This window comes from Flavobacterium sp. HJJ (assembly GCF_015351475.1).
Taxonomy (GTDB): domain Bacteria; phylum Bacteroidota; class Bacteroidia; order Flavobacteriales; family Flavobacteriaceae; genus Flavobacterium; species Flavobacterium marginilacus.
Map to the genome: position 1 here is coordinate 1 of NZ_JADKPR010000013.1, position 16,997 is coordinate 16,997.

17 protein-coding genes and 1 pseudogene are annotated in these 16,997 nt (G+C 33.6%); 14 read left to right on the plus strand and 4 right to left on the minus strand.

Annotated features, from left to right (window positions below):
• Positions 1 to 185, minus strand: a pseudogene (locus IRZ80_RS21015) (hypothetical protein); the annotation flags it as partial.
• Between the two features lie 100 nt (positions 186 to 285).
• On the opposite strand from IRZ80_RS21015, the gene IRZ80_RS11490 reads away from it, so the two are divergent.
• The 8 genes from IRZ80_RS11490 (at position 286) to IRZ80_RS11525 (ending at position 9,377) form a co-directional block, all read left to right on the plus strand.
• Positions 286 to 1,116: a 1,4-dihydroxy-2-naphthoyl-CoA synthase gene (locus IRZ80_RS11490; RefSeq protein ID WP_194641708.1), complete on the plus strand. Its 831-nt coding sequence runs from the start codon at positions 286 to 288 to the stop codon at positions 1,114 to 1,116.
• A 105-nt stretch (positions 1,117 to 1,221) separates the two neighbouring features.
• Positions 1,222 to 1,737 carry a PH domain-containing protein gene (locus tag IRZ80_RS11495; protein WP_194641709.1) on the plus strand — a complete coding sequence of 172 codons (516 nt, stop codon included), beginning with the start codon at positions 1,222 to 1,224 and terminating at the stop codon, positions 1,735 to 1,737.
• Entirely contained in the window at positions 1,737 to 3,254 is a 1,518-nt protein-coding gene (locus IRZ80_RS11500) for a PH domain-containing protein (protein WP_194641710.1), read from the plus strand. The genes IRZ80_RS11495 and IRZ80_RS11500 overlap by 1 nt, the downstream gene beginning before the upstream one ends.
• A gap of 74 nt (positions 3,255 to 3,328) precedes the next feature.
• Positions 3,329 to 4,291, plus strand: a complete 963-nt coding sequence (gene menA, locus IRZ80_RS11505; RefSeq protein ID WP_194641711.1) for a 1,4-dihydroxy-2-naphthoate octaprenyltransferase — start codon at positions 3,329 to 3,331, stop codon at positions 4,289 to 4,291.
• A gap of 72 nt (positions 4,292 to 4,363) precedes the next feature.
• Positions 4,364 to 5,041: a metal-dependent hydrolase gene (locus IRZ80_RS11510; protein ID WP_194641712.1), complete on the plus strand. Its 678-nt coding sequence runs from the start codon at positions 4,364 to 4,366 to the stop codon at positions 5,039 to 5,041.
• A 145-nt stretch (positions 5,042 to 5,186) separates the two neighbouring features.
• Positions 5,187 to 6,389, plus strand: a complete 1,203-nt coding sequence (locus IRZ80_RS11515; protein WP_194641713.1) for a tetratricopeptide repeat protein — start codon at positions 5,187 to 5,189, stop codon at positions 6,387 to 6,389.
• A gap of 37 nt (positions 6,390 to 6,426) precedes the next feature.
• On the plus strand, positions 6,427 to 8,229 hold the full coding sequence (locus IRZ80_RS11520; protein ID WP_194641714.1) for a DUF4365 domain-containing protein: 1,803 nt from the start codon (positions 6,427 to 6,429) through the stop codon (positions 8,227 to 8,229).
• Between the two features lie 95 nt (positions 8,230 to 8,324).
• Positions 8,325 to 9,377 carry an o-succinylbenzoate synthase gene (locus tag IRZ80_RS11525; protein WP_194641715.1) on the plus strand — a complete coding sequence of 351 codons (1,053 nt, stop codon included), beginning with the start codon at positions 8,325 to 8,327 and terminating at the stop codon, positions 9,375 to 9,377.
• 75 nt (positions 9,378 to 9,452) lie between these two features.
• Here the strand turns inward: IRZ80_RS11525 and IRZ80_RS11530 are convergent, their stop codons facing one another.
• Entirely contained in the window at positions 9,453 to 10,010 is a 558-nt protein-coding gene (locus IRZ80_RS11530) for an acetate uptake transporter (protein WP_194641716.1), read from the minus strand.
• Between the two features lie 121 nt (positions 10,011 to 10,131).
• The gene (locus IRZ80_RS11535) at positions 10,132 to 10,584 is read right to left on the minus strand and encodes a DNA polymerase III subunit gamma/tau (RefSeq protein WP_228520888.1); all 453 of its coding nucleotides are present in this window, start codon (positions 10,582 to 10,584) and stop codon (positions 10,132 to 10,134) included.
• On the opposite strand from IRZ80_RS11535, the gene IRZ80_RS11540 reads away from it, so the two are divergent.
• Positions 10,559 to 10,711: a hypothetical protein gene (locus IRZ80_RS11540; protein WP_194641717.1), complete on the plus strand. Its 153-nt coding sequence runs from the start codon at positions 10,559 to 10,561 to the stop codon at positions 10,709 to 10,711. The two genes, IRZ80_RS11535 and IRZ80_RS11540, sit on opposite strands and share 26 nt — an antisense overlap.
• Positions 10,712 to 10,790: 79 nt before the next feature.
• On the opposite strand, the gene dnaX is transcribed toward IRZ80_RS11540, so the two are convergent.
• Complete coding sequence (gene dnaX / locus IRZ80_RS11545; protein WP_194641718.1) at positions 10,791 to 11,876, minus strand: DNA polymerase III subunit gamma/tau; 1,086 nt, start codon at positions 11,874 to 11,876, stop codon at positions 10,791 to 10,793.
• 177 nt (positions 11,877 to 12,053) lie between these two features.
• On the opposite strand from dnaX, the gene IRZ80_RS11550 reads away from it, so the two are divergent.
• The 5 genes from IRZ80_RS11550 (at position 12,054) to IRZ80_RS11570 (ending at position 16,988) form a co-directional block, all read left to right on the plus strand.
• Positions 12,054 to 13,187 (plus strand): NAD(P)/FAD-dependent oxidoreductase, encoded by a 1,134-nt coding sequence (locus IRZ80_RS11550; RefSeq protein WP_194641719.1) that lies wholly within the window; start codon positions 12,054 to 12,056, stop codon positions 13,185 to 13,187.
• A gap of 46 nt (positions 13,188 to 13,233) precedes the next feature.
• A complete protein-coding gene (locus IRZ80_RS11555; RefSeq protein WP_194641720.1) occupies positions 13,234 to 13,944 on the plus strand; it encodes a methyltransferase domain-containing protein in 711 nt (236 codons plus the stop codon).
• Between the two features lie 35 nt (positions 13,945 to 13,979).
• Positions 13,980 to 15,032, plus strand: coding sequence for a type III polyketide synthase (locus IRZ80_RS11560; RefSeq protein ID WP_194641721.1), 1,053 nt, complete (start codon positions 13,980 to 13,982; stop codon positions 15,030 to 15,032).
• Positions 15,033 to 15,076: 44 nt separating this feature from the next.
• A complete protein-coding gene (locus IRZ80_RS11565) occupies positions 15,077 to 15,514 on the plus strand; it encodes a 3-hydroxyacyl-ACP dehydratase FabZ family protein (protein WP_194641722.1) in 438 nt (145 codons plus the stop codon).
• 199 nt (positions 15,515 to 15,713) lie between these two features.
• The gene (locus IRZ80_RS11570) at positions 15,714 to 16,988 is read left to right on the plus strand and encodes a beta-ketoacyl-[acyl-carrier-protein] synthase family protein (RefSeq protein WP_194641723.1); all 1,275 of its coding nucleotides are present in this window, start codon (positions 15,714 to 15,716) and stop codon (positions 16,986 to 16,988) included.
• Positions 16,989 to 16,997: the final 9 nt, after the last annotated feature.

Genomic DNA, 16,997 nt, shown 5'->3' on the forward strand with positions numbered 1-16,997 from the left:
CCATTATCTGAAATTTGGATGAAGGTTCTTTTTTCTTTGATTTCTGCCGAAATTGTAATAATAATCTGAAGAGGAAGAAATCTATCTTTCTTAACTCCTCTAAACTGACTTCTAAATGCTTTTATTTTGGCATTAAAAGATTCTCGCTCAAATATTGTTTTTAGTATTTCAAATGATGAATGCATATAAAAATTTAGTTTAATAACGAGGAGTTGAGCGTGTTTTTGCTTTAAAATTGAAAAAAAATGCCTTATTTTTACACTAAATAATTAAAATATATACAGAATGGATTGGATAACCGCCAGAGAATTTGAAGATATAACTTATAAAAAATGCAATGGTGTTGCGCGAATTGCATTTAACAGACCTAATGTACGCAACGCTTTTAGACCAAAAACGACATCTGAATTATATCAAGCTTTTTATGATGCACAAGAGGATACTTCGATAGGAGTGGTTTTGCTTTCTGCTGAAGGACCTTCGACTAAGGATGGAGTGTACTCGTTTTGCAGCGGTGGGGATCAAAATGCCCGTGGACACCAAGGTTATGTGGGAGATGACGGGCAGCATCGTTTGAATATTCTTGAAGTTCAGCGATTGATTCGTTTTATGCCGAAAGTGGTTATTGCGGTCGTTCCTGGTTGGGCAGTTGGCGGAGGTCATAGTTTACATGTGGTTTGTGATATGACTTTGGCGAGTAAAGAGCATGCTGTTTTTAAACAGACAGATGCTGATGTTACAAGTTTTGACGGGGGATATGGATCTGCTTATCTTGCCAAAATGGTTGGACAGAAAAAAGCCCGTGAAATTTTCTTCTTGGGTCGCAATTATTCTGCTCAAGAGGCTTTTGAAATGGGTATGGTCAATGCCGTTATTCCTCACGATGAATTGGAAGAAACTGCTTATCAGTGGGCCCAGGAGGTATTGGCTAAATCGCCAACATCGATTAAAATGCTGAAATTTGCTATGAATCTTACTGATGATGGTATGGTAGGGCAACAAGTTTTTGCTGGTGAAGCGACGAGACTTGCATATATGACGGAAGAAGCCAAAGAAGGAAGAAACGCGTTTCTTGAAAAGCGTAAACCAAATTTTGAAAAAAAATGGCTGCCGTAAATAAAGCTTCTAAGTTACTGAGATTCTAAACTGCTAAGTTTTAAATGGTTTCAGGTTTTAAGTTAAATCTTAAACTTAAAACCTGAAATTTGAAATAATTATAAAATGGAAAATTTCACAAACGAAACAATAGATACGACCCAATTGCCAAAATATGAGGAAGTTGAATTCTCGGTTTTACATCCTGATTATTGGAAAGTGATTTTAATATCGCTTGCCACATTCTTCTTGATTGTTGGAATAGGAGGAGGGATTTTATTGTTTTTTGATAATGAATTAACTCCATTTATTCTTGAATTATGTATTCTTTACATGGTTTTATTGGTTATCGTGATTTTCTTTTCGAGATTGAGTTTTAAGAAAAAAGGTTTTGCTTTTAGAAATCACGATGTATTATTCAGACACGGAATAATTGCTACTAATACTCTTGTAATTCCTTATAACAGAGTGCAGCATGTATCTTTACATGAAGGCTTGATTTCTCGTTTTTTTGGTTTGGCTAAAGTCGAAATCTTTACTGCAGGAGGCAGTTCAAGTGATATAATGATACCTGGAATTGCAAAAGAACAGGCCGAGAACATCAAACAGCTGTTGATGGGTAAAATTCAAAAACAATTATAATGAGTGCCGATTTTAATCAGCCGCAACGACAGTCCATTGTGGGGATTTTGGTACTATTTTTCTATTCCCTTCAGGAATACGCCAAGGCTTTATGGCCGATTTTGGTCATTTGGATTTTTAAATTCAATGAAATTAACAAAGGCTATTTGTTTGGAGGTACTTTGGCTATTTTTATCATTATTGGAATCATTTCCTATTTAAAATATTTAAATTTTACTTTTTATATCGATCAGGATAGTGACGAATTTATTATTACCGAAGGTGTTTTTAATAAAACTAAAACAGCTATTCAGCTTTTTAAAATTCAGCAGGTAAATATTAACCAATCCTTGATCCAAAGATTGGCTGGTGTTTTTGAATTGGCAGTTGATACCGCTGGTTCCAATAAAAAGGAAGGAAATATAAAAGCCATTTCACATGCATTAGCTTTAGACTTAAAGGCTCGTTTATTAGAAAATGATAAAAAAAGCACAGTTAATGCAAACGCTCATATAGATTCTGATGAATTTTTTGCAGAAAAAATAGCTGATGCAGAAATTCCTTTTATGAAAATCAGTTTTTTGAGTTTGCTGAAAATCGGAATTACGTCTAATTATGTAAAAAGCTTTTTTATATTGTTGGCATTTTTTATTTCGCTTTTTGATCACATCAAGCAAATTACAGGAAGAGATATTTTACATGATGAAAATATAGAGGATTATGTTGATGCCAATCAAATTGCTGCAGTATTTTTGATTTTATTTATTCTTTTCTTTTTGACAGTTATCGTTATTAATTTAGTTAAAACCATTTTTACTTTTTTTGATTATAAAATTGCAAGACAAAAAGGTTCGTTGTTACTTTCTTATGGGCTGTTAAATACTAAAATAACGATCATAAAGCCTGAAAAAGTGCAGATTACAAGTGTTACTCAGAATTTTTTTCAAAAGAAAATGGATATTTTACATCTGAAAATAAAACAGGCCACGGGAGGGGAAAAAGAAGACCACAAACAGCATATTGAAATTCCAGGCTGTAATAAATTAGAGAAAGACGAAATTCTGAAATTATTATTTAAAAAAATCCCTGAAAAAGGAGTGATGCTAAAGCCTAATTTTAGAAAGCTTGGTTTTTCTGTTTTTCTGACGATCGGATTACCGTTGTTAGGTTACTATTTTGTTAGAGATTTGATAATAGAGGAATTGCCGAATATTGATTATTTTGTTATGCTATATGTTATTTTTGTTGGGATTATTCAGTTTTTTATATTCAGAAACAACCGGCTTTATATCAATGATGACTTTATAATCCATCAGAGCGGTGCATGGGATATTACCAATAAAATTATTTTACCTCATAAAATTCAGGCGATTACAACTTCACAGTTGTTTTGGCACAAAAATATCAATATAGGATCCTTAACTTTGCATACCGCAGGTGGAAATATTAGTTTTCATTTGGGTAATTTTACGGCAATAAAACAATACGTCAATCTTTGGCTTTACGAAATGGAAACTTCCGACAGTAATTGGATGTAAAAAGAAGAAGTTAGAAAATAGAAGTTAGAAAATGGTTTTAAATTTTTAAAACTCTTAACATTTAAACAACAAAAATGAAACACTGGATTGAAGCAGCAAGATTAAGAACATTACCATTATCCGTATCCGGAATTATAGTGGGAAGTATGTATGCACAGGCAAACCCAACTAATGAGATACTGACTCCAAGTGAAGTTTTCAACTGGAAAATATTTGCGTTTGCATTATTAACAACTTTGGGGCTGCAGGTGCTTTCCAATTTTGCTAATGACTACGGTGACGGTGTAAAAGGGACCGACAATGAAGACAGAGTAGGGCCAAAACGTGCTATTCAAAGCGGTGTAATCACTCCGCAGGCAATGAAAAAAGCTTTGGTGATTACTTCAGTGCTTACATTATTTTCGGCCATATTCTTGATTTACTTAGCTTTTGGAGAGAGTAATCTTGTGTATTCTTTGTTTTACTTGGTATTAGGAATTTTGGCTATAGCTTCTGCAATTCGTTATACTGTCGGAAGTTCTGCTTACGGATATCGTGGCTATGGAGATATATTTGTCTTTGTTTTCTTTGGTTTGGTAAGTACGCTTGGAGTTAATTTTTTGTATTCAAAACAATTAGACGCCATTTTAATTTTGCCTGCAATCGCTGTCGGATTGTTGAGCGTAGCAGTTTTGAATCTGAACAATATGCGTGATCAGGCATCGGATGCTAAATCAGGAAAAAACACAGTCGTGGTGAAAATTGGTTCTGAAAAAGCTAAAAAATACCATTATTTCTTAATCATTACCGCTATGGTTTCGGTAATTGCTTTTGCTGTTCTGAGTAATTTCCGTTTTGATCAATACTTGTTTTTATTGGCATATATTCCGCTGACAAAGCATTTAATCACAGTTTCTAAAAATCAAGACCCAAAACTGCTTGATCCAGAATTGAAAAAAGTAGCTTTGAGTACCTTTTTACTTTCTATATTATTGTCTTTATCAATGATTTCGCTGATTTCGGACATCATTGTGAATGTTTTCTTAGGAGGAAGATAAGAGACAATGTCAAAAATCAATTACAATTTCAAAAAAAGCACTCGTTAGTCTAACAATCATAAGCTAAAAAAAATGAAAATAACATTCTACGGTCACGCCTCTTTGGGAATTGAAGTAAGTGGCAGGAAAATTATCGTTGACCCTTATATTTCGGCAAATCCAAAAGCTTCACATATTGATATTAATACCCTGGAGGCCGATTTTATTCTGTTGACTCATGCACACGGCGATCATATACTCGACGTCGAAGCTATTGCCAAAAGAACCAATGCCGTAATTATTTCCAATGCTGAAATCGCAGGATATTACGGTAAAAAAGGATTTCAATCACACCCAATGAATCATGGCGGAAGCTGGAATTTCGATTTCGGAAAAGTAAAATATGTCAGCGCAATTCATTCCAGTTCATTTCCTGATGGAAGTAACGGTGGAAATCCTGGCGGTTTTGTAATCGAAGGCGAGCACAAAAACATCTATATTGCAGGCGATACAGCCTTAACTATGGACATGAAACTTATCCCAATGCGGACTAAACTTGATTTAGCAATTTTTCCTATCGGCGACAATTTCACTATGGATGTTGATGATGCCATAATCGCCTCCGATTTTGTAGACTGCGATAAGATCCTAGGTATTCATTATGATACCTTTGGCTATATCGAAATCAATCACGAAGAAGCTATCAAAAAGTTTTTTGACAAAGGAAAAGACTTGATGCTTCTTGAAATAGGCGATTTCATTGAATTGTAATTTAGAGCTATTTCCAGCTGTCCACTATATCTGTTGTCCCGAATCCCGGGACAACAGGATGCCGTTTCCATCTGGGCTAGGGCATTTCAGATTTCAAGAGCATTTTGAAATTGTTCAATTTTAAATCTTTCAATCATTTTTTATAATGACCAAAAAACTTCTTTTATTCATAACATTTCTTTCTGGAGTAAATATATTTGCGCAACAAGACGGTTATTGGGATAAAGACCGATCCACAACCAAGGAAATCAACGTTTCAGCAAGAGACCGAATCGTTATTAAAACCGAGGATTTGCCTTTGGGAACCACCGAAATTGTCTATAGAATAACACTTTTGGACGAAAATCAGCAGCTGGCCAGCAGTTTGGTTTCGGTGCTAAAATCAATTCCCGATCCAACAGGAATCAGTCAGGGGTCAGCGGGTGCTGTTTTTGTGCTGTCTAAAATATCAGGAGACGATAAATGTACTTACGCTATTTTTTCTACCGATAAATTGGCTGCAGATTACAAAGATTCTGGGAAAACACTAGAGTCATGCTTAGTTCAGGATGAACCCGTAAGCAAAGATGCCAAAAGACTTTCGATTGATAAATCAAGCTGTCTAAGTGATACTTCATCTGCTTTATGGTTTGGTTTCGAAAGTAAAAATTGGATTATGAAGCAAAAAATCGTTTTGGAAGTTGTGCCTTGGGTCGATAAAAAATTAAGCCGTGGATGGAGCGTAGATAATCGAAAAATGATTATCGACCAATGCAAAACCTCCAATATGGCTCAAAAAATGACCAATTCGGATAACTTTTGTGTATGTGTTTTAGATAAAATCCAATCCAAGTATAGATATCAGGAGTTTCAAAAATTATTGGCAGTAGAACGCTCCAAAGTTTTTAAAGATGCAGGGGATTCCTGTTTTGGCGAAAAAAGCACTTCCAGCGCTGTTTATTCTGATCTGCGTAAAGAAGCCTCGCTTTTGATAAAAAAGGGCAAATACGGTGATGCAATTGCGAAATTAAGTATAATTATCGATGATAGTAAAGGAATGGTTTTAGATTATAGCGCTATCGGAAATAGTTACCTGATGACCAAACAATACGGAAAAGCATTAAAATACCTGCTGGATGGCGAAAAACTGGACAATACTGAATTATTGGTTCAATTGAATCTTGCTCACGCATACCTGCTGAACGATAATTACAAAGAAGCTAAAAAAATCTACAAGAAATACCAAAGTCAAAACGTAACTGACAGCTTGAGCTGGATTCAAAAAACCGAAGACGATTTTAAGGCTTTCCAAAAAGCCGGAATTAAGAATGAGGATTTTGAGAGAGTTTTGAAGTTGATTAGAGAATAGTGGATGTTAGTCTTTGTAATTTAAAAAAAAATGTAAAATGAAAAACAGTAGACCTATTCAAACTGATTCACAAAGTCTGGGAGATATTGGTGAAACAACTGTACAATTAATTTTGCGAAAATATAAATGGACGGCAGATATAATTAAAAGTGATTTTGGAGAAGATATTGATTGTAATATCTTCATTGATAACTCACGTACAAATTATCATTTAAGATGTCAAGTTAAATCTACAAAAAAAGATAGTGAATATGTAAAGGAGTTAAAAAATGGAAATTATAGTGTTTCTATTGATTCAAATATTTTAAGAGCATGGCTAACAAGTTTTTTTCCTGTGTTTTTAATTGTATATGAAGAAGAATCTGATGAATGTTATTGGTGTAATCCTGTAAATCAAATTCTTCAAAAACCTTCCAAATTAGAAAAAGAAAAACCGTCAATTCACATATCAATAGAAAATAAATTTGATTTATCGTCAAAACAGTTAATATTGGATGAAGTTAAAAATTTCTATAGAAAAATTCAACGCTTAGATGAATCATATATTGAATGTGAAATTCTTCCAGTTTTAATGCCAAACTATAAAATAATTCCATTTCATAATTTTTCAAATTTTTTATATAAGGATACTGAATTAAAATCAAAAATATCAGGTAATTTAATTGAATTATTACCTTCATGGATCTCAGTTTTGAGAAAAATTGAACCTACCAATATTTTAACTTTTATAAAATTACAATCCTCAAATACTGATATTAATGATTTTTTAAATAAATTAAAATCAAAATTGTCAAAATTTGAATATGAGATTAGAGATAACGAATGGATTTCGTTTATTATAAGCCCAATAAAAATTCAGTCAACAAATTCTTCATGGTCGAATGAAATAACTTATTGGACTTCATATTCTAAAATCAATTCAAAAATTGTTAATGACTTTGAATTTAACTTTATAATGCCAGATAAATTTATATCACAAAATAGTAGAAGAGCGAGAAGTTGGGATTATTTTCATTTTGTATGTCCAAAAAAAGATATTTCTATGCAATTTTTTGGAACTCATGAAATTACTCAAACTATAAAAATGATGGATAAAATCCATGATAACAATATAAAAGGCCAAATTGTATTTTGGGAATGTTTTAATGAAGATATAAAACTGATATATGATTTAATCATTGATTTAGAATTGAAAATACAGATTATTGAAGAAAAAGAAAATAAAAGTATTATCGCAATAACAACAGTAATGTTTGAGCCTTTTATTGGAATGTACAGTATGCCAATGGATTGGGATAGTTTTGAAAGTGGAAGCGTTAAAAATAAATTAATCAAGAATGATTTAATCGAACTTTTACCCGGAGAAGAGTATAAAAAAGAAATTCCAGAATACATTAATAACGCATTAAATGTCTATTCAAAAAGAGATTATAAAAATGTAATGATAACTGAAATCGAATATATTTCTGGTTTTCCATTGATTTTAAGCGAAAGAATGATTCAAGTATCAAGATTCCAAATGATTCATCCAAGTAAAATTGAAAATATTGAAAAACGATTAAAAGATATTATTCCACTTAGTATAAAGGATTTTTATATTGAATTTGGGATTAAAGATGATTCTATGTGGAAAATTCCAATTTATGAATTAATAATTTCTTGGACTCCAGAAATATTTGAATCTTCAAAAGATTCTTATATAAGATATGAAAAGGATATTGTTGAAATTTTCAATTCGATTTTACCAACAAATAGAAAAGATAAAATGGATCTTAAAGACACCTATGAGATTTTACATATAGCAGGAGAAATTGGATTTGAAAATATTGAGAGTCAATAGCTATAAAGAATTGATTTGATACCTTTTGTATTTATGATGATTTAATAAATCCCAAAATTGGAACTAATTTGTTTACAATTACAAAAATCTAGATTATGATCGCATTCTACCACAAATACATCCTAAACTTCAAACGCCCATCAGGTACTTCCCGCGGTGTGTTAAACGAAAAAGAAACCTGGTTTATCGTTTTGGAAGAAAACGGCAAAAAAGGAATAGGCGAGTGCGGCATCCTAAGAGGTTTGAGTATTGACGACCGTCCCGATTATGAAGAAAAATTACGATGGGTTTGCAATAATATTCAACTTGGGAAAGATAAGCTTTGGGAAGCATTGTTAGAATTTCCATCAATACAGTTTGGAATCGAAATGGCGTTTCTGTCTTTGGAAAGTCAAAATCCTTTTTTACTATTTCCTTCAGACTTTACAAACGGTACAAAATCAATCGAAATAAACGGCTTGGTTTGGATGGGAGAAGAGGCTTTTATGAAGCAGCAGATTGAGGAAAAATTAGCAGATGGTTTTCGTTGTATAAAACTCAAAATTGGAGCCATAGATTTTGATAAAGAACTGCAGTTATTGCGGTATATTCGGGAGCATTTCACAATGGAACAAATCGAAATAAGAGTCGATGCAAACGGTGCTTTTGATTCAAATGAAGCTTTATTTAAATTGAATCAATTGTCTGGTTTTAAATTGCATAGTATTGAACAGCCGATTAAAAAAAACAACACTGACAGTATGTCAGAGCTGTGTAAATCTACTCCTTTTCCTATTGCTTTGGATGAAGAATTGATCGGCGTTTTTACGTTAGCCGAAAAAGAAGATTTACTGCTAAAAATCAAACCTCAATACATCATTTTAAAGCCTAGTTTTGTGGGTGGTTTTCGTGGTACGCAAGAATGGATTTTATTAGCTGAAAAACACAATATCGGCTGGTGGATTACATCGGCTTTGGAAAGTAATATTGGGTTGAATGCAATCGCGCAATGGACATTTACACTTAATAATCCGATGCCTCAGGGTTTAGGAACAGGAGCGTTGTACACTAATAATTTTGATTGTCCTCTGACGGTTTCTCAAGGGCAGTTGTGGTACAGTAATGAACTGGATTGGAATTTGGATATAAACAAAACTTTTGGTTCTTAAATTTGATCTGTATAAAACACAAAAGGCTCGAAACATATTTTAGTTTCGAGCCTTTTGTATGTAAAAAGATTGAAATTAATAAGGTAAAACTCTTTTGTTTTTAACTTCTTCCAAAAGTTCAGCAACAGCTAAGTAAAAAGCACTGCTTCCGCAGATTACACCAATTCCTCCAGCGATTGGAGCTAAGGATTCATTACCGGTGATTTTTTCTATGGCTAAAACAAAAAACAAAATGGTCAAAGATAAGAACACAAATTGCTGTACTTTACTGCCACCCCAAGTTCCCCACCACATAAAAGCGGTGAAAATCCCCCAAAGCGTTAGATAACAGCCAAAAAAAGGAGCAGGAGTTGTGCCTGCCATTTCAAATCCTGTATTTGGAAAAAGCCAAATGCCAACTAGAGTGAGCCAAAAGAAACCGTAAGAGGTGAAAGCGGTACCGGCAAAGGTTTTACCGTTTTTGTATGATAGTATTCCTGCAATTATTTGGGCTAGACCGCCATAAAAAATTCCCATTGAAATAATTACGGCACTTACTGGGAAAAATCCCAAATTGTGAATGTTTAATAAAATTGTGGTCATTCCGAAACCCAAAAGCCCTAAAGGCGCAGGATTAGCTAATTTGTTTTCCATTTTTTAGTTTTTTTAATAGTTAGAAAAGTCTAATATAACGTTATAGTGCGTTACATGCTACTACAAAAATAACATTTTATGGTATTAAATTTTCATTTGTGTAAGAAATACATATGTTTTTTTAGGCATCTAAATCCAGGCCAAAAGTAGTCCGTAATAATTCGATATTCGGGTTTATTTCCAAAAGACGGTTGTAGCGGTCCTGATCAGTAAAGCTTCTTTTTATCTCTATGCTTTCATTTACATTTACTTCGATAGTTATGTCGTGATTGTGTAAATGTCCCCGCAAATGCCCTAAAAGACCAATCATTTCTTTTTCAAAATCTAATTTAGATCCTTCATTGGGTAGTTCAAAGGTGATTTTTGTGCCGTTTAATTTTGGGTCGTTAATAAGTAATAACGATTCCATAATTTTATAGCCTTTGCTTCCAAGTCGTTCGGCATATTTTGTCCATTGCAGAAGCATTTCTGTTTCAGTAAATGACTCCGTAGGAAGTATGGTGTTGTCTTCCTTTACAAATCCTTTTAAGTTTTCTTCTAAAGCTTTTTTGGCTCGGATACTGGAAAGGGACAAAGCTGAAAATTTCGCTTCGTTATTTGAAGGAGCTGCAGCAGCAGGATTTGAAGTCTTAGGTTTTTCTTCTGTTGAAGTAACAGGTTTGGCAATTTCAGTATTTGAAACTGTTTTTGCACTTTCTTGAACAGCTGGAATCTGATTTTTGTTATTTGAAATTTCTGCTATCGAATAATCTGCAGTTTTTCTAAAATAAGCAGGCGGAATTATAAATTGCTCAACTTTTTTTTTTCTCCATCATAAGTGATAGAGGCAAGCTGCATCAAACAAAGTTCGACAAGTAATCGCTGATTTTGACTGGCTTTGTATTTTAAATCGCAGTCATTTGCAATATCGATTCCTTTTAACAAAAAGTCCTGACTGCATTTTTGAGCCTGAATTCCGTACATTTTCTGTGCCTGCTCACCAACTTCCAGCAAAATAAGAGTAGAAGGAGTTTTGCTTACCAATAAATCTCTAAAATGAGTGGCTAATCCAGAAACAAAATGATGTGCGTCAAAGCCTTTGGCAAGAATATCATTAAAAGCTATTAATAAATCTGGAATTTTATTTTCCAGAAGTAAATCGGTAATTGTAACGTAGGTTTCGTAATCTAAAACATTTAAATTCTCGGTTACGGCCTGACGGGTTAAATTGTTTCCGCAAAAAGAAACTACTCGGTCAAAAATGGACAAAGCATCACGCATCGCACCATCTGCCTTTTGTGCAATAATATGCAGTGCATCATCTTCAAAAGCTACACCTTGACTCGAAGCTACATCGGCAAGATGTTCCTTGGCGTCTTTTACGGTAATTCTTTTGAAATCAAATATTTGGCAGCGGGATAATATCGTTGGGATAATCTTGTGTTTTTCAGTGGTAGCCAATATAAAAATGGCATGTTTTGGCGGTTCTTCCAATGTTTTCAGGAAAGCATTAAAAGCCGCAGAAGATAACATGTGCACCTCGTCAATGATATATACTTTGTATTGTCCGGTTTGTGGCGGGATACGAACCTGATCGATCAAATTACGAATATCATCAACAGAATTGTTTGAAGCGGCATCGAGTTCGAACACATTAAATGCAAAATCTTCATTCGGATCATCATATCCTGGCTGATTTATTTTTCGAGCCAAAATACGGGCACAAGTTGTTTTTCCAACACCACGAGGTCCTGTGAATAAAAGGGCAGAAGCTAAGTGATTGCTTTCTATGGCATTGAGCAGCGTATTGGTAATCGCTTTTTGCCCCACTACATCTTTAAATGTCTGAGGACGGTATTTACGGGCCGATACTACAAATTGTTCCATGCTTTTCTTTATTCGAAAGCAAATATAGGATTTGAAAATTCAAAAAGCAAGTTCCAAAATTTTAATTTTCTACAGTTTTAATTTCTGCTTAAATGAGATGATTTATTCTTTATTTATGATCAGATTTGTGTATTTTCACAATACTTTATCATTATGATTTTATAAATCGTCTTATATATGGATGTATCCAAAGGAATAACAATTGTTGGAGGAGGATTGGCAGGGCTTACAGCTGCGATTCATTTGTCTAAAATTGGGCTGAAAGTTATTTTGATTGAAAAAAATGAATATCCAAAGCATAAAGTCTGCGGAGAGTATATCTCCAATGAAATCGTACCTTATTTAGATTGGCTTTCTCTGGATATATCCGAATTAAATCCTACACAGATTTCAAAATTAGAATTTTCAACTGCTGATGGTAAAATGATTCATTGTGATCTGCCTCTTGGCGGATTTGGTGTCAGCCGTTATGCTTTGGATGCTTTTCTGTATCAAAAAGCAGTTCAGAACGGCTGTGAAATTATTCAGGATAATGTAGATGCTATTGTTTTTGAGAATGATGTTTTTACTGTTTATACTTCGAATAACAGAAAATTTGTTTCAGGAATCGTAATTGGTGCTTATGGAAAACGATCCAATATTGATCAAAAATTGAAGCGTGAATTTGTTGGCAAAAAATCCGATTGGCTGGCCGTAAAAGCTCATTATTCGGTTGGGTTTCCAGATGATTTAGTCGGTCTGCACAATTTTGAAGGAGGGTATTGCGGAGTTTCAAAAGTAGAAAATAATGTTGTGAATATTTGTTATTTAGCCAGTTATGCTTCTTTTAAAAAATATAAAAATATAGAAGATTTTCAAAGTCAAATAGTTGTGAAAAATCCGCATTTAAAAGAGATTTTTGAAACAAGTAAAATGCTTTTCGAAACTCCGCTAACAATCAGTCAAGTATCATTTGATAAAAAAAAACTGATAGAGAGTCATATACTGATGATTGGAGATACTGCGGGCTTGATTCATCCTTTGTGCGGAAATGGTATGGCGATGGCGATTCATAGTGCTAAAATTCTTTCTGAATTGATAGAAAAAAGGTGTAATAATGAAATAAAATCCAGAGAAAAATTAGAAAATAGTTATTTGTGCGAATGGAATTCTAATTTTAAAAATAGATTAAGGATGGGGCGTTTTTTAGCATTTATTCTTCAAAAACATAAGGCGAGTGTTTTTTTGATGAAAATAATGATTAAATTCCCAAAGTTATTGCCAATTATAATAAAACGGACACATGGTCAGTTAGTAACTATGAATGATTAGTAAGATATGGTTTTCAAATTGTAATTCTGAATTAATAAAATGTCTCATGTTTGTAAAAACCAGATATAGAACAGATGATCCTGAAATAATGGATGATTTTAATTTGAAAGGTGATGTCTTGAAAGTGGCATTGGATAAAATTGCCCAGATAAATCAGCTTTTGGGAGGAAATTCACTGACTTTGAAAGGGGTTGTAAGATTGCTTGAAAAGACATCTGACTCAGATTTGATTACTATTATGGATGTTGGCTGCGGTAATGGTGACATGCTTCGGAAATTGGCAGATTTTGGTTTTGAAAACAATCTGAATTTAAAACTAATTGGTATTGATGCGAATGAGTTTACTGTAAATTATGCAGCTGATCTGTCTCGAAATTATTCAAATATCTCGTATAAAAAATTAGATGTTTTAGATGAATTTTTCAAAGAAATAAAGTGTGATATATTGCTGTGTACCTTAACATTACATCATTTTAAAAATAGTGAAATTGTTAAATTACTGATTTCTTTTTATGCAAATTCCAAGTTAGGTTTTGTTATTAATGATCTGCATAGAAGTTCTATGGCGTATCGATTGTTTCAGCTGATTTGTTTTGTGTTTAATCTGAGTGAAATGCCTCGAAAAGATGGTTTGACTTCTATTTTACGAGGATTTAAAAAGGATGAGCTGATTGCGTTTTCAGAAAATTTGAAATTTAAAAAATACAGTATTCAGTGGAAATGGGCGTTTAGATATCAGTGGATAGTTGAAAAATAGAATGTTTTAATTCGGTTATAATATTAAAAGAAATAATGAGTGTCAAAATAAAATGTGTTACCAAACAGTTACCGAAGTTTTCGAGGACTACTGAAGAAATTCTTCCATTTTTAGATGTTTGGTTAGATGGGCAGGAGGAGCGTTTTATTCGAAAAGTGAAGAAGATTTTTGAGGGAGCCGAAGTAGATAAACGATATTCTATAATGGATCCGACTGCGGTTTTTGAAAAAACTTCTTTTGAAGAAAAAAATGATGTTTATATCAGGGAAGTAATTGATTTAGGGGAAAAAGTTTTGGATAAAGCTTTGAAAAAAGCAAAATGGCAGCCCGAAGAACTGGATTTTATTATAACTGTGAGCTGTACAGGAATCATGATTCCGTCATTAGATGCTTATTTGATTAATAGTTTGAAATTACGGCAGGATATTGTGCGTCTGCCGGTTACCGAAATGGGTTGTGCCGCAGGTATTTCTGGAATTATTTATGCAAAGAATTTTCTCAAAGCGAATCCTGGTAAGAAAGCAGCGGTTATTGCAGTTGAAAGCCCAACAGCAACATTTCAATTGAATGATTTTTCAATGGCAAATATTGTAAGTGCTGCTATTTTTGGAGATGGTGCGGCCTGTGTACTGCTTTCTTCGGCTGAAGAGGATGAAGGAGTTGAAATTTTGGACGAGGAGATGTATCATTTTTATGATAAAATAGATATGATGGGATTTAAGCTTACTAATTCTGGGCTTCAGATGATTTTAGATATTGAAGTTCCAGAAACAATTGCTTCTCATTTTGATGCTATTGTGCATCCGTTTTTGCATAAAAATAATTTAAAAATCGAAGCAATTGATCATTTAATTTTTCATCCGGGAGGAAAAAAAATTATACAGATTGTTGAACAGCTGTTTTCTGGTCATGGAAAAAACATTGATGATACCAAAGAAGTTTTAAAGCTGTATGGAAACATGTCAAGTGCGACTGTATTGTATGTTTTAGAGCGCTTCATGGATAAAAAACCTGAAAAAGGCTCTAAAGGGTTGATGTTGAGTTTTGGACCCGGATTTTCGGCTCAAAGAGTGTTGCTGCAGTTTTAGAATCATAAAAGAGTTTTGATTTTTGATTTTTTAGGATGAAATTAATGGAAAAAAAAGATATAATCTCCAAGTTACCGTATTCCAAACCTTTTCTTTTTGTAGATGAAATCATAAGAATTGATGAAAATGGAGTAGAGGGTGAATTTACTTTTGATGAAAATCTTGATTTTTACAAAGGTCATTTTAAAGGTAAGCCGATCACACCAGGAGTGATTTTAACTGAGGTTATGGCGCAGATAGGGGTTGTTTGCCTGGGGATATTTTTGTTAAATAAAAACACGAGTAAAATATCGTCAATTGGTTTAACATCAGTTAATATTGATTTTATAAAGCCAGTTTTTCCTAATGAAAAAGTAACTGTCATTTCAGAAAAAATCTATTTCAGATTTGGAAAATTAAAATGTAAAGTCAGTATGAAGAATGTAAAAGGCGACATAGTCTGCAGTGGTGAAATAGCCGGTATGATAATTCAGCAGGAATAAAATAAAAAAATGACTAATCAGTCATTGGGTAATTCTTATTTAAAATTTTATGACTGTCCGCAAATAATACTATTTTCATTACTGTTTTTTTTTAAAAGTCTGTGTAAATCTTTTTAATCTGTGGCTAATTTGATTTGTTTGGTATTAGTTAAGGATAGTATAAAATTTTACAGATATTGTAATTGATATGTTGATTTAAATGAAAAAACGCGTTGTCATAACAGGTATGGGGGTGGCTGCTCCAAATGGAGTTGGTCTTGATGCGTTTCAGTATGCAGTAAAAAATGGAATTTCGGGAATAAAACATTTTGAAGAATTAGAGAGATTGAAATTTTCTTGTCAGATTGCTGGAATGCCGGACGTTTCTACAGAATTAGCATTACAGTATTTTACAGAACTGGAGCTTAAGAATTTTAATTCTTCTGGTATTTTATATGGGGTTATCGCTGGAATTGATGCTTGGAAAGATGCTGGTTTATCAATAGAAAGGCTTGACGAACCCGATTGGGACAGCGGAACAATTTTTGGATCAGGAACCTCCGGAATTGATAAATTCAGAGAAAGTATTTATAAAATTGATGATTTTAAAGTTAGAAATCTAGGAAGTACTTCTGTAATTCAAACTATGAATAGTGGCGTCAGTGCTTATTTAGCTGGAAAATTAGGTTTAGGAAACATTGTTACTACTAATTCTTCTGCTTGTACAACAGGAACCGAAAGTATTATTTTGGGATATGAACGTATACAGTCAGGACAGGCAAAACGGATTTTGGCAGGAAGTACAAGTGATTCTGGACCCTACATTTGGGGAGGATTTGACGCCATGCGGGTATGTACGTATAAACATAATAATTCTCCGGAAACAGGTTCAAGACCCATGTCTGCAAGTGCTTCGGGATTTGTTCCGGCAAGCGGTGCGGGGGCATTGATTTTGGAAGATATGGAAACTGCTTTAAAACGCGGCGCGAGAATATATGCTGAAGTGTTAGGCGGAGCACTCAATTCTGGAGGGCAAAGAGGTTTAGGGACATTAACTGCGCCAAATCCTGCTGCTGTTCAAAGATGTATTCAAAGTGCGATGTTAAGTGCAGGAATTACTGGGCAAGAGGTTGATGCTGTGAACGGTCACCTTACTGCAACAGCCAAAGACAGTCTGGAGATTTTAAATTGGAGTACGGCATTAAACAGAAAAGGAATTGATTTTCCTTATATAAATTCATTGAAATCAACTGTAGGACATTGTTTGTCAGCAGCCGGAAGTATTGAAAGTGTTGCCGCTGTTTTGCAATTGTATCAAGGATTTGTTTTTCCAAATCGGAATTGTGAAGACTTGCATCCTGAAATTGAAACAGTTATTGATGCTTCGAAAGTTCCTTTAAAACTGGTTGAAATCGATTTGAATGTTATTTTAAAGGCTAGTTTTGGTTTCGGAGATGTTAATGGATGCGTTGTTTTTAAAAAATATATATCTTAGTAGTCTTGA